The sequence below is a fragment of the Clostridium sp. genome (assembly GCF_050717515.1).
Lineage (GTDB): Bacteria > Bacillota > Clostridia > Clostridiales > Clostridiaceae > Clostridium_AD.
In genome coordinates this window covers 1-23,794 of record NZ_JBOITL010000025.1, presented here as the reverse complement: position 1 = coordinate 23,794, position 23,794 = coordinate 1, and the positions used below count along the sequence as shown (strand labels likewise).

Annotated in this window: 22 protein-coding genes, 1 tRNA gene, 2 rRNA genes and 2 pseudogenes; 8 read left to right on the top strand and 19 right to left on the bottom strand. The window is 31.5% G+C overall.

The genetic code is table 11. The annotated features are described in order from the left end of the window. Positions 1–54: 54 nt before the first annotated feature. Both ACREV6_RS09655 and ACREV6_RS09650 read left to right on the top strand, forming a co-directional pair. Positions 55–732, top strand: a complete 678-nt coding sequence (locus ACREV6_RS09655) for a YARHG domain-containing protein (RefSeq protein ID WP_431577804.1) — start codon at positions 55–57, stop codon at positions 730–732. Between the two features lie 214 nt (positions 733–946). Continuing rightward, positions 947–1,684 (top strand): gamma-glutamyl-gamma-aminobutyrate hydrolase family protein, encoded by a 738-nt coding sequence (locus ACREV6_RS09650; RefSeq protein WP_431577803.1) that lies wholly within the window; start codon positions 947–949, stop codon positions 1,682–1,684. Between the two features lie 19 nt (positions 1,685–1,703). On the opposite strand, the gene ACREV6_RS09645 is transcribed toward ACREV6_RS09650, so the two are convergent. From ACREV6_RS09645 to ACREV6_RS09625, 5 genes and pseudogenes are all read right to left on the bottom strand, one after another. Next, entirely contained in the window at positions 1,704–3,152 is a 1,449-nt protein-coding gene (locus tag ACREV6_RS09645; RefSeq protein WP_431577802.1) for a lipopolysaccharide biosynthesis protein, read from the bottom strand. 141 nt (positions 3,153–3,293) lie between these two features. Next, positions 3,294–4,319, bottom strand: coding sequence for a GDSL-type esterase/lipase family protein (locus ACREV6_RS09640; protein ID WP_431577801.1), 1,026 nt, complete (start codon positions 4,317–4,319; stop codon positions 3,294–3,296). A 136-nt stretch (positions 4,320–4,455) separates the two neighbouring features. Continuing rightward, the gene (locus tag ACREV6_RS09635; protein ID WP_431577800.1) at positions 4,456–5,529 is read right to left on the bottom strand and encodes a uroporphyrinogen decarboxylase family protein; all 1,074 of its coding nucleotides are present in this window, start codon (positions 5,527–5,529) and stop codon (positions 4,456–4,458) included. 68 nt (positions 5,530–5,597) lie between these two features. Continuing rightward, positions 5,598–5,726, bottom strand: a pseudogene (locus ACREV6_RS09630) (MetQ/NlpA family ABC transporter substrate-binding protein); the annotation flags it as partial. A gap of 61 nt (positions 5,727–5,787) precedes the next feature. After that, a pseudogene (locus ACREV6_RS09625) lies at positions 5,788–5,904 on the bottom strand (methionine ABC transporter ATP-binding protein); the annotation flags it as partial. 292 nt (positions 5,905–6,196) lie between these two features. On the opposite strand from ACREV6_RS09625, the gene ACREV6_RS09620 reads away from it, so the two are divergent. Continuing rightward, positions 6,197–6,994, top strand: a complete 798-nt coding sequence (locus ACREV6_RS09620) for a hypothetical protein (RefSeq protein WP_431577799.1) — start codon at positions 6,197–6,199, stop codon at positions 6,992–6,994. A gap of 176 nt (positions 6,995–7,170) precedes the next feature. Further along, a tRNA-Leu gene (locus tag ACREV6_RS09615) sits at positions 7,171–7,255 on the top strand. 66 nt (positions 7,256–7,321) lie between these two features. On the opposite strand, the gene ACREV6_RS09610 is transcribed toward ACREV6_RS09615, so the two are convergent. Further along, positions 7,322–8,254 carry an MBL fold metallo-hydrolase gene (locus ACREV6_RS09610; protein WP_431577798.1) on the bottom strand — a complete coding sequence of 311 codons (933 nt, stop codon included), beginning with the start codon at positions 8,252–8,254 and terminating at the stop codon, positions 7,322–7,324. A gap of 418 nt (positions 8,255–8,672) precedes the next feature. Between ACREV6_RS09610 and ACREV6_RS09605 the strand changes: the two genes are divergently transcribed. Continuing rightward, on the top strand, positions 8,673–9,191 hold the full coding sequence (locus tag ACREV6_RS09605; protein ID WP_431577797.1) for a hypothetical protein: 519 nt from the start codon (positions 8,673–8,675) through the stop codon (positions 9,189–9,191). A 290-nt stretch (positions 9,192–9,481) separates the two neighbouring features. Here ACREV6_RS09605 and ppaX read toward each other — a convergent pair whose 3' ends face one another. Next, the gene (gene ppaX, locus ACREV6_RS09600) at positions 9,482–10,129 is read right to left on the bottom strand and encodes a pyrophosphatase PpaX (RefSeq protein WP_431577796.1); all 648 of its coding nucleotides are present in this window, start codon (positions 10,127–10,129) and stop codon (positions 9,482–9,484) included. A 130-nt stretch (positions 10,130–10,259) separates the two neighbouring features. Beyond that, a complete protein-coding gene (locus tag ACREV6_RS09595; protein ID WP_431577795.1) occupies positions 10,260–10,541 on the bottom strand; it encodes a DUF2651 family protein in 282 nt (93 codons plus the stop codon). A gap of 292 nt (positions 10,542–10,833) precedes the next feature. On the opposite strand from ACREV6_RS09595, the gene ACREV6_RS09590 reads away from it, so the two are divergent. Then, on the top strand, positions 10,834–11,025 hold the full coding sequence (locus ACREV6_RS09590) for a hypothetical protein (protein ID WP_431577794.1): 192 nt from the start codon (positions 10,834–10,836) through the stop codon (positions 11,023–11,025). Positions 11,026–11,159: 134 nt separating this feature from the next. Here ACREV6_RS09590 and ACREV6_RS09585 read toward each other — a convergent pair whose 3' ends face one another. From ACREV6_RS09585 to ACREV6_RS09545, 9 genes are all read right to left on the bottom strand, one after another. Then, complete coding sequence (locus ACREV6_RS09585; RefSeq protein WP_431577793.1) at positions 11,160–12,605, bottom strand: DEAD/DEAH box helicase; 1,446 nt, start codon at positions 12,603–12,605, stop codon at positions 11,160–11,162. A 55-nt stretch (positions 12,606–12,660) separates the two neighbouring features. Beyond that, positions 12,661–13,512 (bottom strand): DUF1186 domain-containing protein, encoded by an 852-nt coding sequence (locus ACREV6_RS09580; RefSeq protein ID WP_431577792.1) that lies wholly within the window; start codon positions 13,510–13,512, stop codon positions 12,661–12,663. A gap of 280 nt (positions 13,513–13,792) precedes the next feature. Continuing rightward, positions 13,793–14,497, bottom strand: a complete 705-nt coding sequence (locus ACREV6_RS09575) for an ABC transporter ATP-binding protein (RefSeq protein ID WP_431577791.1) — start codon at positions 14,495–14,497, stop codon at positions 13,793–13,795. Then, entirely contained in the window at positions 14,491–15,273 is a 783-nt protein-coding gene (locus ACREV6_RS09570; protein ID WP_431577790.1) for an ABC transporter ATP-binding protein, read from the bottom strand. Before ACREV6_RS09570 ends, ACREV6_RS09575 begins: the two co-directional genes overlap by 7 nt. Continuing rightward, complete coding sequence (locus ACREV6_RS09565; protein WP_431578249.1) at positions 15,251–15,526, bottom strand: hypothetical protein; 276 nt, start codon at positions 15,524–15,526, stop codon at positions 15,251–15,253. The genes ACREV6_RS09570 and ACREV6_RS09565 overlap by 23 nt, the downstream gene beginning before the upstream one ends. Further along, positions 15,523–16,200 (bottom strand): branched-chain amino acid ABC transporter permease, encoded by a 678-nt coding sequence (locus ACREV6_RS09560; protein ID WP_431577789.1) that lies wholly within the window; start codon positions 16,198–16,200, stop codon positions 15,523–15,525. The genes ACREV6_RS09565 and ACREV6_RS09560 overlap by 4 nt, the downstream gene beginning before the upstream one ends. A gap of 10 nt (positions 16,201–16,210) precedes the next feature. Further along, the gene (locus ACREV6_RS09555; protein ID WP_431577788.1) at positions 16,211–17,095 is read right to left on the bottom strand and encodes a branched-chain amino acid ABC transporter permease; all 885 of its coding nucleotides are present in this window, start codon (positions 17,093–17,095) and stop codon (positions 16,211–16,213) included. A gap of 80 nt (positions 17,096–17,175) precedes the next feature. Next, the gene (locus ACREV6_RS09550) at positions 17,176–18,345 is read right to left on the bottom strand and encodes an ABC transporter substrate-binding protein (protein ID WP_431577787.1); all 1,170 of its coding nucleotides are present in this window, start codon (positions 18,343–18,345) and stop codon (positions 17,176–17,178) included. Between the two features lie 624 nt (positions 18,346–18,969). Beyond that, positions 18,970–19,536 (bottom strand): GNAT family N-acetyltransferase, encoded by a 567-nt coding sequence (locus ACREV6_RS09545; protein WP_431577786.1) that lies wholly within the window; start codon positions 19,534–19,536, stop codon positions 18,970–18,972. A gap of 284 nt (positions 19,537–19,820) precedes the next feature. Between ACREV6_RS09545 and ACREV6_RS09540 the strand changes: the two genes are divergently transcribed. Together ACREV6_RS09540 and ACREV6_RS09535 are read left to right on the top strand one after the other, a co-directional pair. After that, on the top strand, positions 19,821–21,617 hold the full coding sequence (locus ACREV6_RS09540; RefSeq protein WP_431577785.1) for an ABC transporter ATP-binding protein: 1,797 nt from the start codon (positions 19,821–19,823) through the stop codon (positions 21,615–21,617). Then, positions 21,617–23,401: an ABC transporter ATP-binding protein gene (locus tag ACREV6_RS09535; protein WP_431577784.1), complete on the top strand. Its 1,785-nt coding sequence runs from the start codon at positions 21,617–21,619 to the stop codon at positions 23,399–23,401. The genes ACREV6_RS09540 and ACREV6_RS09535 overlap by 1 nt, the downstream gene beginning before the upstream one ends. A gap of 80 nt (positions 23,402–23,481) precedes the next feature. Here ACREV6_RS09535 and rrf read toward each other — a convergent pair. Beyond that, positions 23,482–23,598: ribosomal RNA gene (gene rrf, locus ACREV6_RS09530) — 5S ribosomal RNA — on the bottom strand. 81 nt (positions 23,599–23,679) lie between these two features. Continuing rightward, positions 23,680–23,794: ribosomal RNA gene (locus ACREV6_RS09525) — 23S ribosomal RNA — on the bottom strand; the annotation flags it as partial.

Genomic DNA, 23,794 nt, shown 5'->3' with positions numbered 1-23,794 from the left:
TACCTTTGTTTTAGTATACTAGTTATATACAGCTTAGTAAGGAGACGATAATTTATGTATTGTTCTAAATGTGGTTATGAATTAGAAGATGGCACTAGTTTTTGCAGAAAATGTGGAAGTAAAAATATATTTAATAATTTAGTACCTGCTGAAAAAAAATCGACTTTAGATTTAAATACTACTTCAAAAGAAATTAATACTAAACAAACTAATTCAAAAAAAAGTAATACTAAACACACTAAGCCCAAAGGTTTTATTATACTTGGAATTTTAATACTCCTTTTATCTGTAGGTTTTGGCAGCTATTACATTTCGTTTTCAAAATTTTTCTCTGATAGTTCTAAAAAATTGGAGAAGGCACCCACAAAAAATAAAGCTACACCTACTGAAACTACCCCTAAAAAAGATACTACTATAAAACCAGCTGTTCCTGCATCTGTAGATAAAACTGATATAAGTAACCTCAATTCCCCAGATTATTATATCTTTCCTAAAAGTGCAAGTGAAAAGCTAATAGAATCCGATGTTTCTAAATTAATGAAAGAAAACTTACCTTTAGCTAGAAATGAAATCTTTGCTAGACATGGGTTTGTATTTAAAGCTGAACAATTTAAGAGTTATTTCGGAAAAAAATCTTGGTATAAACCAAATCCTAGCTTTCAAGGCTCTGATGGAGAATTAACCGATATAGAAATGTATAATATCCAATTAATTTCAAAATACGAAAAATAACTACCATTAATATATAATAGGGACTGATTCAGTCCCTATTATATATTAAATACCTTTTATCATTTTGCTTGATTTTTAGACGTAGAAACTGTAATTGCAATAGTCCCTATATTTTTCACATAGCATTCCGCTACATCCCCGTCTTTAAGCATCTTTGGAGGATGAAACCCCATTAAAACATAACAATAAACTATATTTTCTAGGAGGCAACATTATGAGTAAAAAACCAATAATAGGAATTTCAGGTAGTCTGATAATAGATCAAGGCGGAAATTTTCCTGGCTATGAGAGATCATATGTTAATGACGATTATGTTCAGTCAGTAGCTAATGCTGGTGGAACTCCATTTATTATTCCCATGGTATATGATGAAAACGTATTAATAAGCCAAATTGAGGTCATTGATGCATTAATACTTTCTGGTGGTCATGATGTAAATCCCTTGCTTTATGGGGAAGAACCCATCCAAAATTTAGGTGGAATTCTTCCTAAAAGAGATACTTTTGATATAAAGCTAGTTAAAATTGCCCTGGAAATGAACAAGCCTATTTTAGGTATATGTAGAGGCGAACAAATTTTGAACGTAGCCGGTGGCGGAAGTTTACATCAAGATTTATCTTATATTGATGGGTGCTTTATAAAACATAATCAAGGCTCATTACCAAGTGTGGCCACACATACTGTGCAAATATTAGAAGGCACAAAATTACATGAAATACTTGGTGATACAGTTATGACTAATAGTTTTCATCACCTAGCTATTAAAGAAGTAGCACCTGGCTATAAAATATCCGCTATTTCAAAGGATGGTGTTATAGAAGCAATTGAAAAAGAAGGAGGCGGATTTATATTAGGCGTTCAATGGCATCCAGAGATGATGGCAAAAGATCATCCCGTTATGCTTAAAATTTTTAAAAAGTTAATAGACAAAGCTAAAGTGAAGAGAGAATAAAAAAGAAAAAATCCACTCTTTATCTTTTTAAAATCTTGCTTTTATAATATAAAAACTTATCAAAAGAAAGTATCTTAAACATAAATAGCACTGAAATATATCCTACATATATAACTGTTTTATAAATTATATTGATAAATACATTACCAAACCCTATCATACTTATAAGATAAGTACCCAAACATATTGCCATATTCATAATAATAACCTTCCAATGCCATTTTATATAATAGCATTTTTGTGCAACAATATATGTGGCTATAGAAGAAAATAAGTATGCTACTAGCGTTGTATATGCTGCTGCATACATCCCATACTTAGGAACAAATATAAAGTTAAGTACTATATTAATAACTGCTGATATAGCCGTTACTGTTGCTAAAAATTTAGTCTTTTTAGCATAAAATATACTATTTACACTCATAAAATAGTATCCATGAACAACTGAAACTAATATAATTATAGGTATTATCTTATATGCTACCATGTAAACCTTACCGCGAGCCAATAGTATAATTACTTCTTTGGAAAACATAGCAATGCCTAATCCTAATGAAAGAATCAGTACTGAATAATATTTTAATATATCCTCGAATATCGTTTTAGCATTTTCATTCTCATCTATGGTTTTAAAGAAAAATGGAACATAAGCCTTATTTAAGGCTCCAACTAAAAAATCTAATAATGAACCTATTTGATATGCTAATCCATAAATAGCTACCTGTTTAAGGTCTCTGTATCTATCAATAAACCACCTATCCGAAACATTAAGAACCCATCCGCCAATAGCATGTGGAATAAGGGGAATACCATACTTTAAGCTTTCTTTTAAAATAGGAACGGAAAATTTACATTTTAAATCCTTAAATGTTAATACCAAATATAATATTGCAAATACAAAATTACACAGAATATATCCCTTTATATTTCCTGTTGCTCCTTGTTTTAAAAAAACTACAAAATAAATAAAAAAGCTTACATTTAAAACTGTGGTTAATATGTTGCAAATACCAAATTTAAATGCTTGTTCTTTCATTCTAAAAAGAGTTAATGGCATTACAGAAAAAGTAGAAAAAAAACAATTTACAATCATTAATTTAAAGAATGGGTCAAAGGGTACATTCTTAAATACTAACTTACTTAATCCTCTTCCAAATATAATTAAACAAACACTTAATATCAAAGTATATGCAAATAAAAATATCCATAAAGTACTAATAAGTACTTTTCTCTTTTCTTCATCTTTATCACTATAATAAAATCTACTTAGTGCTGCATCTAATCCCAATAAATAGAAAGTAGTAAATATAGATCCAACAGGCATTATAAGATCTACTATTCCCTTTTGGCTAATACTTAAGATAGCCGGATTTGTATATATTGGAATCATAAAAACTGAAATTACTTTTGGCAATAAATCTCCAATAGTATATATTACAGAATTTTTAATAAGTTTGCTTTTTTTCATAACTATATTCTCCTATTTATTATATTTTCTATCATGTTAATTAGTTGTTTCTTAGGATGTCTTAATCCCTAGAAAATATAAAAACGCTGCATATGGACAACGATTCATATGCAGTGTTAATTATACCTATTAAGACTTTAATTAAATTCTAGATAGAAATTCTATTCTCTTTTCAAATTCAGACTTCATTGTAACTGGTGGTAGTTGTGACACTAACACTTTTGCAAACAGAATATCTCTCTGAGATTTGCTTCTTTCCGCCTTATTAACAGCAAATGATGCAATGGTTGTTTCAAGTAGTGCACTCCTATCAATATGTGCTTGGAAAATTACGCTGTGACCCTTATCTGTAGGATGTGGGTCTAATTTCCCTTTAGCTACATTAAAATTAACTAAGGGGTCTGTCCCATTATAATCCTTAAATACCTTATAACTATCCACGACCTTATAGCTGCCTGGAATTGAACCTACTTCCATTATTCCATTTATAACCTTTATATATTTTTCAAAAAAATCATGTAAAGAATCCTGCGAATTAAATGGATTATATATAGTTGTAACATAAACTTTTGCTTTAGGTGCAAGTGTATTTATTGATTTGATTATATCATCCCATTGTTTAACAAATTGTACTACTCCTTCTGCTAAAGCTATTGGTAATTTTCGCGATTTAGTTAGCCCTTCTATTATGGCATCTTTTTTAGGATTTGAGGTAATTGCAGCTGCTATCTCATTCATAAAATTGGGATTATTATTAGAATTCACAGCAAAAGCCCTTGAAACTTCTTGAATAACAGTGGACAATAAATTGTTTCCACCAATACTTATAGTTATCACAGTTGCATCCTTAAGAGTATCCTTCATAGAAACATTATTTTTCAATTTATTAAGTAAGTCCTCAGTTGTATCCCCAGGTTTTGCCAAATTGTAAATTTGGATTTTAGAATTTCCAGGTTGCGACTTTAAATAATCACCAAATAAACTAACATAATCCTTTCCCTCTGATGCACTCATACCAAAACCTATAGAATCCCCTAGTGCTACATACTTATATATATTTTTAGGTATAGTACTTGTTTTCGTTGATGCAAAAGCAAAATTTGCCGGTGTAAATATAACGCATATTACTGTAATAATACTAATTGCTATTTTATAAATGTTTTTCATTTTATTTCGCCATCCCCCGTATCATAATAATAGAGTCTAGCATAAATATATTAACAATATTTATGCTAGACTCTATTATACAACACTATAGGAATTTGTTGTATATTTTTCTATAAATTATAAGTATTTCAAAGTCCTATTTATTTCTTTTCCCAATAGAAACTCTACCACTATATTTTTTAGTTGCCTCTATAACTGCTTTTATATTTTCAATTGGAGCGCCGCTAGGAATATCACATCCTGTTCCAATTATATACCCTTTTGGACTATCTGCTCCCTTTTGTATACAGTTTTTAACTTCTCTATACACATCCTCAACTGTTCCATTTCTTATAACAGAAACAGGATCAATATTTCCAATTATACACATCTTATTCCCTAGTATATTTTTCACTTCTTCTATATCTTCACAATTATCAACACTAAAAGCCGATATATTTAGATCACGTAATTCACTCCAAATTCCTTTTGTTTTTCCACATATATGAAGTGATGGCTTTTTACCTGTTATCTTATATATTCCATCTATAGTTTTTTTAAGATATGGCTTTGAAAATTCATTAAACAGCTTAGGGCTTAGTAAATTTCCACAAGATACTGGATCCCCTATGCCACAGACTAATCCATGTTCCATATAGACTGCGCGAACATAGGCTAAGTTACACTCTGTTATAAATTCTAATAGCTTATGTAAGCCTTCTTTGTTTTGTAGAAAATCTCTCATAAGATTCTCTGTGCCTCTAACTAAGGCAGCTGCGCTAATAGGCCCTGATACTCCACTTCCTACACTTGCCTCATTGCCTAATTCCTTTTTTATCTTACCCAATGCCTCTAATATTATTGGAAGTCTACCATCTTTATAAGGGTTTACAATATCCATATTATCTAACATTTTATAATCTTTTAAAACAGGATCTATTAAAAAGGAAGCTCTTGTAGCGCTATAGCCTATATTACTTCCAAGGGCTTCAGCCATTCCCCTTAAGGTTACATTAATTCCACAGCTTTCTGCTCCAAATTCTCTTACTATAAATTTTTCAGCTTGAAGCATTTTATCAGAGTCAAAATAATATTCTTTAACATTTATACCTGCGTATACTGCTGCTGTTTCTTCAAACATAATAGCACAAGGTAACCTGTCTACTTCTTCTCCTCTAAAATAAGCTTCTCTTCTCTCAATAGACGTCATTTCATCTCTAAAAATACCCACTCTTCCACCTTCCCTTCTAATTTATAGTATTATCTATTTTTATATTTTTTATCTTTAGCCTTCATAAATTAAAATAGAGGTGTTTTTGTTCCTTTACTTTTTTCTTTTATAAAGATTTTAACTTCATTACTAGTTAAAGCTTCTTCAACTTCCTTTGCCCATTCTTTTTCTTCCTTTGTTACTAAAACAATACCTTCTATTTAGGCTACCACCTTCATATGATTCAAGTCCATTTATACACCTTAATAGAGTTGATTACCCTGCTCCACTTACTCCTAAAAGGCCATATATATCTCACTCATCTATTTCCACATTTATATCACGTAATCCTTTTATATCTCCATAACATTTTTGTAAATTTGATATTTCTATCATTTATTGTAGCTCCTTTTTAATAAATTTCCTTACAAATTCTAACCCTTCTACTTATAATTTTTAAGAGCTTACCTAATAGCCTCTATATTACCTATAGACTCAGCAAGCATGCTGGGCATAAAAATAAACCGCCACACTTTTTGACAGTCACTCGCTCTTGTATAGCCTTCATTAAAAGTTAATAATTTTGCCACTCCATTGTCATTAAAATGTAATATACTATTAATATGGTATATTTATGATTAAATTTCAGATTTCACACAATAAAATATACATATTGGAGGAAATATTAATGAAAAAAATTAAAAAAGTTAAATTTAACAAAATTGCTGTACTAGCGATTATAGTATCAATATCTGGTTCAGGTTTACCTGCTTACGCACTTACTTTATCAAATAGTAAATCACAAAATAATAATACTTCAAATGCACAACATTATAAAAACAGTATCAATATTATAAGTAAATTAGATGGTCTTGTTACTTCAGGCAGTATTAACCAATTTCAAAAGGCCGCTGTGATAAAATACCTTGTAACTTATAAACAACCAATGCCAAACTCAAATATTGATAAATTATCTCCCACTGGAGCAGTTTCTAAAACAGATGAAGCTATTATAAGCAATCTTTTTGCAACTTATAAAAATTCTATTTCAAAAGCTATTAAGGATAATTTTAGTTCTAGACTAAATACCCTTATAGATTTAGGAACTATTACTGAGCTTCACAAAAAAGAAATTATGAATTTATATCCTATTTCTGAAACTAACCCCGAGGTACTGATTGATATTAGTACCCTTGTTACAAGTAAAACTATAACAAAAGATCAAGAAATCACTATATTAAATTGCTTTAACTATTGCAAAAAATCAACCTCTAAAACTATTAATGACATTTTATTGTCCAAACTTGATAAGTTAATTTCACTGGGAACTATAAATGGTGATCAAAGGGCTGCTGTAATAAATCTTGCTAAAATTCCTAATGATGATTCAAAAAAGCTAGAATTACATAGAAGGCTAGATACCCTTGTTGCTATAGGCACCATATCTAAAAACAATGAAAGCAAAATAATAAATGCTTTACTTTAAAAATAGACCCTACATCTCCTGTGTTGTTGTAAACATAAGAGATGTAGGGTCTTCACGTATTATAAAAGCTTTTTTCCTTACCTGTTTAAAACAAATAAAATATTGTATTGACATATATAGGAATAGATGATAATATAATTTATATTAATGAAACGTTTTCATTAATCACAATCTATGCAGATGTGGCGGAATCGGCAGACGCACTAGACTTAGGATCTAGCGCTTTACGGCGTGCAGGTTCAATTCCTGTCATCTGCACCAAAAAAAAGCATTCATTTTATGAGTGCTTTTTTTATTTTTCACAATTAGAATTATCTTTCATTATATCTACTTCAAAGCGTTCTTGCCACTTGCCACGTGGGTGGCACCAACTACAGAATATTTAAGAAACCCCTTATCCATATTTAACTCTATCATTCCTGTTTCATTTAAATATTCAACATAGGATCTTAACATTCTTACTATTATGGTATATCTATATTTACTTTTTACATGAATATTAAAATTTTCAATAGCAGCCTTTAGGATATCTTCCATTGTCATAGCTCCTTCGATAAGGGTATATATTCTTGAAGCCCTGCCCTTATAAAAGTTTATATTATCAATTATAAGTTCTGTAATATCATCGTACATACCTTTATGCGCCACTATATATTTGCTATATTTTAAGTCATAAAGCTTTAATTTACTTTTCAAATCCTCACTGAGTATATATGCGTAGGGCATTTTAGCACCCCTCATGACTTCATAGCTTATAAGGGTGTCACCTAAATATGCAACATCATCAGGGGTAGTGATACATATATGTGCTGGACTGTGTCCTGGTGTATGAATAATCTTAAATTTAATGCCATGAACAGTTATGCTATCCTGGTTATCCAAAATCATAATGTCTGTTTCACAAACCATATGTCCAAAATGCTCTGTAACCTCAGATAAAGTTTGGCTATTATAATAAAGCTTGAGACTTACTGTGGAACTGCAAATAAGAGCTTCATAAGCTGGCATAGCAATAACGCAGTTATATTTTTTCTTCAAATACGCATTATTCCCTATATGGTCTACATGAGCATGACTACATATTATAGCAACTACCTTAAAGTTATTTTTTTCCAGAAGCTTATCTATTCCTTCTCTTTCCCCTTCTGCCCATCCTGAATCCAACATAATAATTTCTTGATTATTAACTTTATAAAAAGGTATGTCTGTCATTCCAGTATCAATACAAAATGTATTTCCCTTTATTTCTTTTATTTCCATGTATTATATTTAGCGAGATAGTGTGCTATACGTACACAAAAACACCAAATAGTCACTTCCTTTCCTTTTGTAAGCAAAACTCATTCATGAATAGTTAATTTTAAATCTCACGTTACTTGTGGATATAGTATTCTATCAAATAGAACACCATCCTATTATACTACTATTAGTGATTCCATGTTTATAAATTCTAAAACTGATTACCTAGAAATTAATTCTACTAGTAAGAGCTGATTACTAAAATAAGTGGCTAAAGCTTTAGCACTTATACAATAGGCATACTTAACCAATTTCACTGCTTAAGGTTGCAAATCCGCACAATGTTAACGATACTATAATAACTGGAAATATGTAATAATGTACATATAGAATTATTGACTGTATAAATTAAATATATTTTTTTGAAAGGGGTTTGAACATGAGAAAAAATAAATTTAAAGGGTTTTCTTTTTTGTTAGCATTGTTTTTATTAATAGGAGTAAATTCAACTATAGCTGAAGCCAAAACTGCAAAATATAATATACCTGCTGGTTATAATGCAGCTTGTATAACCACAAAGTTATCAGCTCCAAGATTTGGACAAACTATTGAATATATGTATTTACCTGCTCCTGCTGCACGTAAATTTGCAAGAGCAATAAAAGGATCAAATACATCTACTGGTGCACAACTCATTGCTGGATTATTTTTACCTCAACCATATGGGGGTATATGGTCTGTAAGCACTGCATTTAACGCTATGAAGAATGGCAGTATAGGGAATAACATAGAAGATCTTTCAGAAAAAGGTCCCGTAGAAATAAGATTAATAAAAGATAACTATAGTACGAATGTAGCTTCATTCCCATGGAATGGAAAAAATATATCGTTATCTCTTAGAGATACATCTGCTTACGTAAACGAAAGCGTAGTAAGAATAACATATTTAAAAAGATAATTAAATATATTATCTAATATATTTATATATAGATTAAAGAAGATTTATTATGTCAGTAATTCTATTATTTTCAGATTTTTTTTATTATTTCGAAAATTATAATAGAAGTTTCCGCTTCATTGCTGATGTTAACAGTGTACCAAGAGTTCATGCTACACAAGATTCACTATATATAATTAATAACATCTTAATTATTAAAATCAGAGAAATAAGGATACCAAATTCGGTATCCTTATTTCTCTGATTTTCCTATAACGTTGAATATAAGTTTTTAAATTTCTTTAAAGCTTTTAATCCTTTAATTTTTCAACTAATGACACCAGTTCTTCCATGCTATCTACAACATAATCGGGTTCATGCTTAAGAAGCATATCCATAGGTAATGCACTCCAACCAACAAGCACAGAAGTAATTCCTGCATTTTTTCCGCATAAGATATCATAGGGACTGTCCCCCACAAGTAATGTCTCCTCAGGTTTTCCTCCCAATTCTTTTAAAGCCATCAATGCTGGAGTAGGGTCTGGCTTATGTACATCAGTATTATCTGCTCCTACAATACTTTCAAAATAATCCTTAAGTCCAAAATGGTTTAACCCCCTCAAGGCGGATTCATTTAAACGTGAAGTTACAATTCCAAGTTTATAGCCCTGATTATGAAGCTCTATTACCCCTTCCTTTATCCCACTATGGATGGTAATTAGCTTTTCGAAGTTTCCAACTTGGAAATCTCGATAGGTTTTAATACCTTCAGCGCCGTCCTCACCAAGTTCCCTATCTAAGGTGACTTTTAAAATTTCCCCAAAGTTTTTAATAATTTCTGTGTTACCCACTTGTTTATTCAAGTGTTTTTGATAAGTATGTTTAAAGGATTGTATAATTAATTCATTTGTATCTAATAAAGTTCCATCCAAATCAAATAAAATATTCCGAATAGCCATAAAATTTTCTCCTTCTTAATTCCAGTAACAGAGTTACTATAATATTTATTTATTATTAATTCTCAATCATTTATTTACAATATCAACGGTAGTATTCAGAAAACTATTTTAAACAGCAATTCTTATATTTTTATCTTTTTTTAATAGCACCTTCCTTATGTATAATGATTAAATCTCCAATCAGTGTTCCAAACATGGAAATGAAGGTATATATAAAACACCAAATTAAAAACCCTGGATTAAATATAGTAAATGTTACAATCAACCAAAATACAAAGTTAATCAATAAAATAATAAGCATTCTCTTAAATATAAGTTGCATTACTAAAGATGTAAGGACAACTAATAATGGGTATATGAATAAAATCATTACCATTGATTCATTGCTATAAGTATTAAAGATGTTAAACATATTATTATCACCTACCTCATTCATCCTTATAATTAAAGTTTACTTATTTTTTTATATAATACAATACATAATCCTCATAACGTACATTTTATTACCTAAACGGAACTCACTAGTGATATTTCTTGTAACTTATTGTATTATATTAAATATTGAATTAAAGTTGATATAGGTATATATTATACTTATACCACATATTTACATTAATAGATGTAGTTAATATTTTCACAACAGATTTAATATCTCCCTATTTATGGGACACCGCAGGAACAAAAATAAAGGGAGGTAAGAATAAATGTCGGATAGTATCCAAATGTTCATGCTGTTTTGTATTACCTTAATAGCTGTTCTTGGTGTGACATCCGCAGTAGTATGTTTTTCAAAAGATAAAGTGAATTTTAATATAAAAGCTCGTACCAAGCTACCTGATCAGACTGAAACAGAATTTGGCATTGAAGTAGCTAAAGATCCTGAAAAAACAAAATAGATAGTTAGGCGTACTATCTATTTTAAATAATCATTCTTAATCTGTTGTGTCCTGCGGTATCCTTATTATATATACTAAACAATTATATTGTATGTAGTTTAACTACAAATTGTGCATGTTATAAAAAATAATTATTACATATCAACTTTACTTACGGTACGAAGTCTGCCTTTGATAGGTGTATTTTGTAATTCCTGGAACACCGACTCACCCTTATTATTTAATATTTCTACAAAAGTAGATATATCAACTATATTGATGATTCCTATATCATCCTTTGTCATTCCTTTAACATTGCAAAGAGTACCTACTATATCCATGGCCCTCATCTTTGTTTTCTTACCTGCATTAATATGTAATTTCATAATTTCTTTGCTTAGCTCTGCGCCTTTTGCCTCTTTAATTTCAGGTCTTGTATTCATTTTATCCTCAAATTCTTCTTTGGCATTGTTTACAGTTTCCACTTCTGGTTTTGTCTTAAGCGGAATCTCTTTACCTATATATTCCTCTATATCATCTAAGAATCTATTTTCATTTTGGGTAACAAAAGTAATTGCGTGGCCCAGCTTTCCTATGCGCCCAGTTCTTCCTATCCTATGAACATAGCTTTCCTTATCTTCTGGTATATCATAATTAATTACAAGGGTAATATTATCTATATCTATCCCTCTAGCTGCAACATCTGTAGCTACCAAATATCTAAAATAACCACTCTTAAAATCATTCATTACTCTTAATCTATCACTTTGTTCCATACCACCATGTATTTTCTTACAAGTATAATGAAGCTTAACCATCTCATTATAAACCTCATCTACCTTTATTTTTGTATTACAAAATATGATACAGCTATCTGGGTTTTCTACTACTGTTATATCGCTTAAAAGTTTTATTTTACTCTGTTCATTTACATCATATCTTTCTTGACATATTCTATCTGCAGCTTTATTTTGGTCCTCTATGTCAATGCGCATAGGGTCCTTCATGTATCTTCTGCATAAATTCTCTATATCACTAGGCATTGTAGCTGACAATAACATGGTGACACGTTCTTTTGGAAGGCTCTTTATTATTATTTCTATCTGATCTACAAATCCCATATTAAGCATTTCATCGGCTTCATCTATTATAAGATACTTTATATTTGATGTATCCAATGTGCCTTTATCCAAATGATCTATAATACGACCCGGTGTGCCAACAACTACATGTGTTTTTTGCTGGAGTTCTTTTTTCTGATTGTAAAAAGGTGACTGCCCATAAATTGCAGCTACTTTAAGTCTTTTAAATCTACCTATATTAAAAATATCTTCTTTGACTTGCATAGCAAGTTCTCTTGTTGGTGTAAGCACTAATGCTTGAGGTTTATTTTCTTCCCAATCTACAAGTTCGCAAATAGGAATGGCATATGCTGCAGTCTTACCACTTCCTGTTTGGGACTTTACTACTACATCCTTTTTCGCCAGCACAGCCGGTATAACATGTTTCTGGACTTTTGTTAAATCTTTAAAATTCAACATACTAATTGCTTTTAATAAGTCACTACTTAATTTAAAATCTTCAAATTTTTCTTTTATCATATGATCATCTCTTTTCTTATATTTCCACTACTGCTCCTAGCTCTAGGCTGTTATATTATTTTTTTCTTTGCTTCTTTTTAGTAGCTTTTACCTGCTTTTTATTTGTTTTGTTTTTGTTATTTTTTTTCATCTTATTAATCCCTAGCATAAATTGTGATTTAGTCTCACTACTCTTAGTAAAACATCTCCAGCAGCCTAGCTCTTCTATAGTATCCGCAATAAATGAATACCCCTCATCTTTTAATTTGGGGAATTTTGTTTTATCATGAATTTTAACAGCCCCATCTACTTCTTCTAAAGATATACATTCCTCGTCAACTAATTCATCTGCGTAAGCTTTTTCTATGTGTTTATACAATTCACTAGGACCTGCTTCACAAGAATCATATATAAGCTCATTCCAAACTTGTGAAAATTCCCTCTCAAGTTTTACTTCAAATAAACTTTTATAGTATTCAATAACTTCACTTTGTGATATAACACCTTCACCTAGTAGTACAATATATGATTTAATAGCAGCACATCTAACATATTCATTAACATTGCTATCTTCCACTAATCTCTTTATTGGCTCTGTGTCTCCACCACAAACTGAGGCTAAAATTTTATGTAAATCTTCTGTAAGAAATTCTCCAAAAATATCATCTGGAATTTCCTTTGGCAAACTAATTAAATCTATAATTGACTTAAAACTTTTCTTTTCTTTAAACTGTGCTAACAAGAAAGTTGCATATATATGTGCAAAATAATTAGGTTTATCTAAAATCTCTTCATAATTCTCTTTAGCATTTTCTAATATCTGGAGTAATTCAGGTATAAATTCTTCTCTGCGACTTATTATTTCCTTTAATTGCTCCTCTGGAAACTTTCCATTATTATACTCAATTTCTTTAATTAATTCATTCATAAAATAAAACTCCTTCTTCATTTGAATTTTCACTAAAATTGCCCATTTCTGCTCTATGGTAGAATTAAACTCGCCAGTGACTCTACTTTATTATATCCTGTTTTCTTGCTTTACGCACTATTTACCTAAACACTATAATTAACATTTTATATATTTAATTAAAATATTTTTGTTCGTAAAAAAAGTAATTCAAATTAAAATCAATATAATAAAAAGTGCTGTATCTCCTTTAATTTAAGGAATTACAGCACTTTTTTATTTGTAAAATTACTAAGGCCCTTTATGCTCCAAGATAGGCAGTTTTTATACTATCATCATTTAAAAGCTCATGGGCGTTCCCTGTCATTTGAATACATCCATTTTGTATAACATAAGCCCGATCTGCAATTTTAAGCGCCATAGTTGCGTTTTGTTCTATAAGTAAAATTGTAGTTCCCTTTTCATTAATATCTTTTATTATAGAAAAAATTTGTTTTACCATTAAAGGTGCAAGTCCCATAGAAGGTTCATCTAAAAGAAGAAGTTTAGGTCTTGCCATCAGCGCACGCCCAATAGCAAGCATTTGCTGTTCTCCTCCTGAAAGCGTTCCTGCCATTTGATTTTTACGCTCTAAAAGTCTTGGAAAGGTTGCAAATATTTTTTCATAGTCCTTTTTAATTTCAGATTTATCCTTTCTTGAATAGGCCCCCATTTCAAGATTTTCCATAATGGACATATTCATAAAAACTCTTCTGCCTTCTGGTACATGGGAAATTCCAAGACCCACTAGCTTTTCTGCATTTATTTTTTGTATTTCATTACCTTTAAATAGCACCTTCCCACTCTTTGGCCTTAAAACTCCTGATATAGTTTTAAGGGCAGTAGTTTTACCGGCTCCATTGGCACCAATTAAGGTAACAATCTCACCCTCCTGTACATTTAAACTTATTCCTTTTAATGCATGGATTGCACCATAATATATGTTTACATCAATTAGTTCTAACATGCTTCATCCTCCCCCCCAAGATAGGCTTTTATAACCTTAGGATTCCTTTTTATCTCTTCTGGTGTTCCTTCTGCTATAAGCTGACCATAATCAAGCACATAAATTCTGCTACATAGTGCCATTACAAGAGGCATATCATGTTCTATAAGCAAAATAGTAATATCAAACTGCTTTCTAATCCAAGTTATAAGTTCCATCAATTCTTTTGTTTCATTTGGATTCATACCAGCAGCAGGCTCATCAAGAAGAAGAATTTTAGGACCTGATGCAAGTGCTCTTGCTATTTCCAGTCTTCTTTGCTGTCCATAAGGCAAATTTTTAGCTAAGTAATCTTTTTTATCATAAAGATTAAAGACTCTAAGGAGTTCTATTGTTTTTTCCTGTGCAACTTTTTCCTCACTATAAAATCTACCCGTTCTAAAGAAAGATGACAATACCCCATAATGTATATTTTTATGTAGTCCTACTTTTACATTTTCTTCTACTGTCATATTGCTAAAAAGTCTTATATTTTGAAAGGTTCTACAAACGCCAGAAGCGGCAATTTTATAAGGTGCTTTATTTTTTATGGGGTTTCCCTTATTAAAATTATATACAATCTTTCCTTCCGTCGGATTGTATATACCTGTAAGCAAGTTAAAAAAAGTGGTTTTCCCTGCACCATTAGGACCAATAAGACCTATTATTTCACCATGCTTTATGTCCATATTAACACCAGATACGGCCTTTACCCCTCCGAAAAATCTAGATAAATTACTTACTTTTAGTACTGACATTTTCAAGACCTCCTTTCTTGAATAGTTTCATTTTATAATTTCCCATAAGTCCCTGAGGTCTATAGACCATAATAAGGAAAAGTATAACAGAATAAATCACCATTCTAAGCTCAGGTATATTTTGAAGTGCTAAGGAGATTAAAGAAAGTACAATTGCACCTGCAATAGAGCCCTCAATGCTTCCCATACCCCCAAATACTAAAATCACAAGTATATCTATAGATTTCATAAATCCAAAGGCTTCTGGTTTTATAAAAAAGAAATATCCAGAATATAAAGCGCCCCCAATACCTGCGAAAAAGCACCAATGGCAAAGGCAAGTACTTTATAAAAAGTAGTGTTAATGCCCATGGATTCTGAAGCGATCTCATCTTCACGAATTGCGATGCAAGCTCTTCCACTCTTTGAATTTATGAAATTTTTTATAAGTATAACTGTAGCCGCGGTCATAAAATAAAGCCATGTCCAGTTTGTACTTTGAGGAATGTCATTTAATCCGCTAGCCCCACCTACATATTCGTTATTCAAAATTATAATTCTTACTATTTCTCCAAATCCTAAAGTGGCAATAGCTAGATAGTCACCTTTTAATCTCAATGTAGGAATTCCTATAACAATACCAGCTAGAGCTGCACTTACAGCTCCAAGCATCAGAGCTAATGCAAAGGGGAGTCCAAAGTTCATAGTAGCTACAGCTGACACATAAGCTCCAATTGCCATAAAGGCCGCATGTCCTAGTGAAAACTGACCAGTGAATCCTGTAATAAGGTTAAGACTTACAGCAAGTATAATATTTATTCCGATAACTACTATATTAAGAAAAATATACGAATCTATAATTCCAGCATTTATGAGTACTTGTCCCAATATATATAGTAAAATCACTATAGATGAGCCAAAGACATTGTTTCTATTTACTATTTTCATGTTATACCTCCTATACCTTTTCTTTTACATTTCGACCTAAAAGTCCATTGGGTTTTATTAAAAGTACGAGTATTAAAATTGCAAAGGCTACTCCATCTTTATATAAAGAGCCTCCATAGGCACTTACCATAGTCTCTGTCATACCAAGGAAATATCCACCAATCATAGCTCCAGGTATAATACCAATCCCACCTATTACCGCTGCGATAAAGGCTTTAAGTCCAGGTATAACTCCCATAAGAGGATTTATAGAATTATAATATACTCCGACAAGGACTCCTGCCGCTCCAGCAAGAGCAGAACCAATTGCAAAAGTAAAAGATACTGTTTTATCAATACTTATGCCCATGTATTGTGCCGCTTCTTTATCCATTGCTACCGCTCTCATTGCTTTTCCCATTTTTGTTCTATGTATTACATATTGAAGCAGTACCACTAATACTAGGGTGGTGAGTATGATGTAGATTTCAATAGTATTTACAACAATTGCTCCATTAAACAGCTGTAAACTCTTACTTGTAATTACCTCTGGAAAAGTTCTAGTTTCTGCTTTTACAAAGTACATGGTCCCATATTCTAGAAATAGTGAAACACTAATTGCAGTGATAAGTGCCGCGATTCTAGTAGACTTTCTTATGGGTTTATATGCCACTTTTTCAAGTACAACCCCCAAAATCGCACATAGTAGCATAGTGATAACCAGTGCTGAGAAAAAACTTAGATGAAAAAAAGTTGTAATTGCAAACCCGATATAGGCTCCCAGCATATATATATCACCATGAGCAAAATTTATTAAATTTATAACCCCATATACCATAGTGTAGCCTAAAGCTATTAATGCATATATACTTCCTAAAGTAAGACCGTTGATAAGCTGTTGTAAAAGTTGTTTCACTTTATATCACTTCCTTCTAAATTTAGTAAAAAGCACAGCATTTGTTTTCTGTGCTATTTTTTTAATTAACTTTAAATATATTATTGTGGAGAGAGTTTCTTCAAGAAAGTTTGTTCTCCATTTTTCATTTGAAGTATGGTGATTGCTTTTACCGGATTATGATTCTTATCTATGGAAATTTTACCTGTAATTGCTTTAAAGTCTTTTGTGGAGGCAAGAGCATCTTTAAGTTTTATAGCATCAACCTCTCCACTTCTCTTTAAAGCATCTGCAAGTAAATATACCATGTCATACCCAAGAGCGTTAAATGCATCTGCATTTTTATTGTATTTTGCTTTAAATGCCTTTTGGAACTTTACAACTTCAGGCGCTGTGTCTTTAGAAGAATAATGATTAGTAAAATAAACATCATTTAAGGCTGTCTTTCCTGCTAGCTCTGAAAGTTTCGGTGAGTCATACCCGTCTCCTCCAAGGATTGGCATAGTAATTCCTAATTCTCGAGCTTGTTTTACAATTAAGCCTACTTCCTCATAGTAACCAGGAAGGAATAATACATCTGCCTTTGTCCCTTTTATCTTTGTAAGAACTGCTTTAAAATCTGTTTCTTTAGCTTGATAGGCCTGCTCTGTTACAAGATTACCACCAAGCTTTGTATAGGTTTCTTTAAAGCTTTTTGCAAGTCCTTTACTATAATCACTTGTGTTGTCTACAAGTAACGCTACATTTTTCTTGCCAAGATCCTTATAGGCAAAGGTTGCCATTACAACTCCTTGGAAGGAATCACTAAAACAAGTTTTGAATACAAATTCTCTCACTTTACCATTTCTATCTACAGTAACATCGTCTGCCGTAGCAGAAGCAGATATAAGCGGAACTTTATTTTGAACAGCTATAGGTGCTGCAGATTTTGTATTTCCTGAAGTTGCAGGTCCCAGCATTGCAACAACCTTATCTCTTGTAGCAAGTTTTGCAGCTACATTTGCAGCTTCTGTATTTTCAGATTTATTATCAGCCTTAACGATTTCTATCTTTTTACCAAGAACCCCACCCTTGTTATTTATTTCTTCAAAGGCAAGCTCAATTCCATTAACTAGACTTTGTCCATATGTAGCTGCTGGCCCGGATAATTCATAATTTAGACCAACCTTAATAGTTTCCGATTTTGCTGCTGATGCTGTATTTTTACCGCAACCTGTAAATGAAGCTGTTACCAATAATGATGCCAATAATAATGAAACTTTCTTTTTCATAATTTTCTCTCTCCTCTTGTTGTCATATTTTTTTACTATGGTTTTTCATAAAGATCTAATATCATCCTCATCAGCTTGTGTTATTATTTCCAAGAAAATCTCCTCCTCTTTCAAAATTCATAAAAAAAACACCTCTATATGTATAAAAATACATATAGAGGTGTGATTAACACGTTACCACTCTATTTAACTATTACCTTACGGTAAATAGGACTCTGTAGGTTCTTATCAAACCTTGGCTTTTTAACGCGGCCTTACGGTATAGCTTACTAATTTTCAGCCATACAACTCTGAAGTGATTATTTCTATCTAGTCAATCCGGTTCTCAGCTTGTCCGGTTCTCTGTAATCAACTTTCCCATAGTTTTTTTCTTCGTCATCGTTTTTAAATTCTTGTATAATATTAGTAATTTAAACTAATTAGTTTTTCCTGTTGGGAATGATATTATCATGAAATCTGACATGTGTCAACTTTTTTCTTGCAATAGTTACGCAATTTTTGCAAATGTTACACCATATTAAGTTTACTGTTTCAATATTTTATGTAAACTACCATGACTATACTTTTGATCAATATACTATTAGCAAATATAGAAAAGGTGTTTATTTTAAAATAAATGACAGTTTACCAATTACTTTTTATAATTCCAAATATCAACCTATCTTCATATTTACCTGTTCTTCTATTATAAGCTGCTTCTTTTTTTAAACCCTCTTTTTCAAATCGGAGTTTTATATTTAATTTAATTGAGGCAATATTTTCAGGATCTATCAATGCCTCTATTCTATTAAGCTCTATAACCTCAAATGCATAATCTATTACTTTTTTCGAGACTTCACTCATTATATTTTGTCCCCAATATTTTTTATTAAGCATATAACCTATCTCTGATTTTGAATTCCAAATGTCAAAATCATGAAGTGTTATTAAACCTATAACATCATCATTTTTTTTAAGTGCAATGCACCACCTAATAAACTTTTTAGTCTTAAATCCATTTATAAAAAACTCCACTGATTTCTTTGCTTGTTCAATAGTTGACATAGATTTTATTTGCTGGTATTTTACTGCATCCTCATCAGAATATATATCATATATAGCTGGATAATCCGTTTCCACTACCTCTCTTAATATAAATCTTTCAGTCTCAAGCATAGGAAATTCATTAAATATAGAATCCATTTTTACCATCTACTTACAACTCCTTTTTTATAATAAGCCTCCTCCAAAACAATTTTTAATTAGTTGTTTTGGAGGAGGCCTTAATTTTAGGAAAACAAAAAAAGCCCACCATTTTTAAACAGTTGACTCCCCACCAACAAATTATATCATATTTAAACTAATTTTACAATATTAGCAACAGAATTTCATTGGGTAAATTTGTTGCTTTTATGTATAATTTGTAATATCATTATAATACTACTTGTATGAATTCATCTAATTATATACATAATTTAGGTTTAGGGGGATTAAATATGCTAATTGAAAATAAAAAGTATACTGTACTTGATATTGCACGACTTCCATTAAAGTGTTCACCACTGTATGGGATACTAATAGCAATTTCAAAAATATTAGATGGTATCGTTCCTAGTTTGTTAATACTGGCTACTGCAAAATTTATAGATATCTCCATTTTAGTGGTATCTTCCAGTGGAGATATTAAAAAAGTTTTCCCATCAATGTTCCTTGTAGTTGCACTAGTTGGCTATAGCTGGATTTCAGCAAGACTTATAAAATTTGTGGAAGTTAAGCTAGAAATTAAGCTTAGAGAAGATCTTAGATTAGGCATAGTAGAAAAAAGAGCAAGGTTATCTTATAAATACATAGAAAATAGTGATAGTTGGGATTTAATTTCAAGAGTTTGCAAGGAACCAGAAACTAAATTAAGTGGGGCTTATAGCAACTTTCTAAATCTAATAGCAATGATTATAAAGGTTGCTGGTCTTTTAATTATACTTATATCTCAGGTTTGGTGGGCTGCTTTAATTATTTTAAGTGTTTCTGTTCCACTATTTATGTTATCTATGAAAGGTGGAAAGGCTACCTATGAGGCTGATAAAGAAACATCAAAGTACAAAAGAAAATATGAATATCTTAAAGAAGTGCTTACGGGAAGAGAATGTGTAGATGAAAGAACCTTATTTGGGTTTAGTAATAGCATCAATAAAAAGTGGTGGGAGCAATATGAAATATCTAGAAAGATAATTCTAAAGACTGAAGCTAAGTGGTTTTTAAAGATGAAAGCAGGAGGTATTATTACATCTTTTATATCCATTTTTATAATAATAGTACTTATAAAACCTGTAGCAACAGGACTTATAACTATTGGTATGTTTATATCCCTTGTGAGTGCAGTGACTTCACTTGTTCAAATGTTATCTTGGACACTTTCCTTTTTTGTAAGTGAACTTACAAAAAATATTGAGTATTTAAAGGATTTAACAAATTTCTCTTCTCTTAAGGAAGAAGAAGGAGCTACTGATAATCCTCTAAAAACTACTGTTAAATTTAAGAGTTTAGAGTTTAAGAATGTGCGGTTTAAATATCCTGAGACTGAAAATTATATATTAGATGGAATGTCCTTTGTTATAGAGCACGGAAAACACTATGCCTTTGTAGGATCAAATGGAGCAGGTAAGACAACTATAACAAAGCTTATAACTGGTCTTTATGATGAATATGAAGGTGATATATTAATTGATGGTAAAAGTATAAAGAAATACAGTCAAAGCTACCTTAAAACATTATGTTCAGTGGTATATCAAGATTTTGCTAAATATTTCATTTCCTTTAAGGACAATATCTCTATTGGTAGGATAAATGGTGTTAAAAATGGAGAAAATGATGTACTTATTCATGATGCTGTTTGTACTATGTCACTTGATGATGTAATAGATGTTCTTCCACAGGGGATGGATACCCCTCTTGGTAAAATTAAAAGTAAGGGCGTCGATGTTTCCGGTGGACAATGGCAGCGTATAGCTATGGCGAGAGCTATTATAAACCCATCACCTCTTAGAATATTGGATGAACCTACGGCAGCTCTTGACCCTATAAGTGAAAGCAACATCTACGAAAAGTTTGAGGAGATAAGTCGCGGGGGCACTACTATATTTATAAGCCATCGTTTAGGTTCTACTAAGCTTGCAGATGAAATTTTTGTACTTGGTAATGGACAAGTTCTTGAAAGTGGAAGTCATAATGAGCTTATAAATAAAAATGGAGTTTATACAGAAATGTATGAAAGTCAGAAAGGATGGTATATATAATGGAAAAGAAAAAAGAAATATCTCTAACTAAAATCATAGCCAAGATTATTCCTATGTTGTTCCATTATTGTCCAATTCTTGCAATTTCACTTTTAATACTTGATTTTTTTCATGGGGTATCTTTTGGTATTATTACCTTTGCAACTCAAAAATTATTTGATGGAGTAAACAAAACTGTAGGTGGTAATGGAACAATAGATAGAGCAATTATGTTGGCATTTATGTTGGGCCTTGTTATTATCATTTCTCAAATATTAAATGGTGTTACTAATTTTCTGTATGGTGTTTTTGAAACTAAAGCATCTGGACATTTATTTAAAAAGATTAATGACAAATCTGCAAATATTGACCCTTTAGTATATGAAGATACTGAGCTGCTAGATAGTATAAACAAGGCTCAAAAGGGTGCTACCGGAGGTATTAGATTATTCATAGTTCTTGCAGGCTTATTTGCTTTCTATTTACCTTATTTTTTATTTATGGGAGTATATCTTTTTAGACTTGATAAGATACTGGCAGTATCTATAGTATTCATATTTATACCTGTAGCCTTTTCTCAACTTATACGAGTAACTGTCTTTGATAAGCTTGAAAATGAAATAGCACCTATACGTCGTGAATATGATTATTACGAAGGTTGTATATGTGATAGAGAGTATTTTAAGGAAACTCGTATTTTAGGTAGTTTTAACTACTTTGCAGACCTTTATAAAGGTTCCATGGATCTTTTAGGACAAAAGGTATGGAAGGCAGAAAAGAAGACGGGACTTATGGAACTTTACATGAAGCTTTTAACCCTTGCAGGTTATTTGGGAGTACTTTATCTTTTATTCCGTTCTTTATTTAAAGGAAACATCACCATAGGGGCTTTTGCTGCAGTATTTGCATCAATAAGTTTTATGATTGGTGTAATGGAAGAGATAATATGTAGGTACATTGGAAAGTTAACAAAAGAGCTTGGAACAGTAAGAAATTTTGTTAATTTTTTTGACCTTCCTGAAAGAGGCGGTAAGGATATAGAGCTTAGTGCTGAGAATGGAATTTCACTTAAAAATGTAAATTTCATATATCCATCAGCAAAAAATTACTCCTTAAAGGATATAAACTTAGAAATAAAGCCAAAAGAAATCATTGCCGTCGTAGGAGAAAATGGTTCCGGTAAATCAACTCTTGTAAGACTAATAACAGGATTATATTTGCCAACAGAAGGTGCGGTAGAGTTTGGTGGCATTGATACTAGAAAAATATCTGCAAAATCAATATACAAACATACCTCAGGGGTGTTTCAAAAATATCAAAAATATAAAATGAATCTTTCCGAAAATATAACTATAAGCGACACTAAGAATATTTCAGATGAATTTTTAAAGCTTTCCACTGAAAAAGCTGACCTTAATGTAGGAGATGAAACCTTCAAAGATGGCTTTGATACCATGCTTTCTCGTGAGTTTGATGGTATAGATTTGTCTGGTGGACAGTGGCAAAGGGTAGCCATCGCTCGTGGTTTCTACAAGAGCCACCACATGATAATTCTTGATGAACCAACAGCAGCCATTGATCCAGTAGAGGAAACAAGGATATATGAAAAGTTCGCATCTATATCCAAGGGCAAAACGTCCATTATTGTTACTCATAGACTAGGCTCAGCTAAAATAGCTGACCGGATTGTGGTTATGGATTGCGGTAGAATTGCTGAAATAGGAACTCACCAAGAGTTAATGAATAAGGGTTGCAAATACGCTAAAATGTATGAAGCTCAAGCCCAGTGGTATGTTAGAGCCTGAATATTTCCATCAATTCAATGAACCTTCTAGGCTTAATATAAAATAAAAAACACTAAGTTAGACTTAGTGTTTTTTTGTTTACCTGGCGACGACTTACTCTCCCACAAGGTTGCCCCTGCAGTACCATTAGCGCATTGAAGCTTAACCTACCTGTTCGGTATGGGAAGGGGTGTTACCTTCATGCCATAATCACCAGATTGAGAAAATTATATTCTCTCAAAATTGCACAGTGAAATTATCTTCTCGCTTTCGCTTGAAGCTTACGCTATATATATATTAAGGTCAAGCCCTCGACTTATTAGTATTAGTCAGCTGAACATGTTACCATGCTTACACCTCTAACCTATCAACCTGGTGTTCTTCCAGGAGTCTTACTTACACCGTGTTTACACA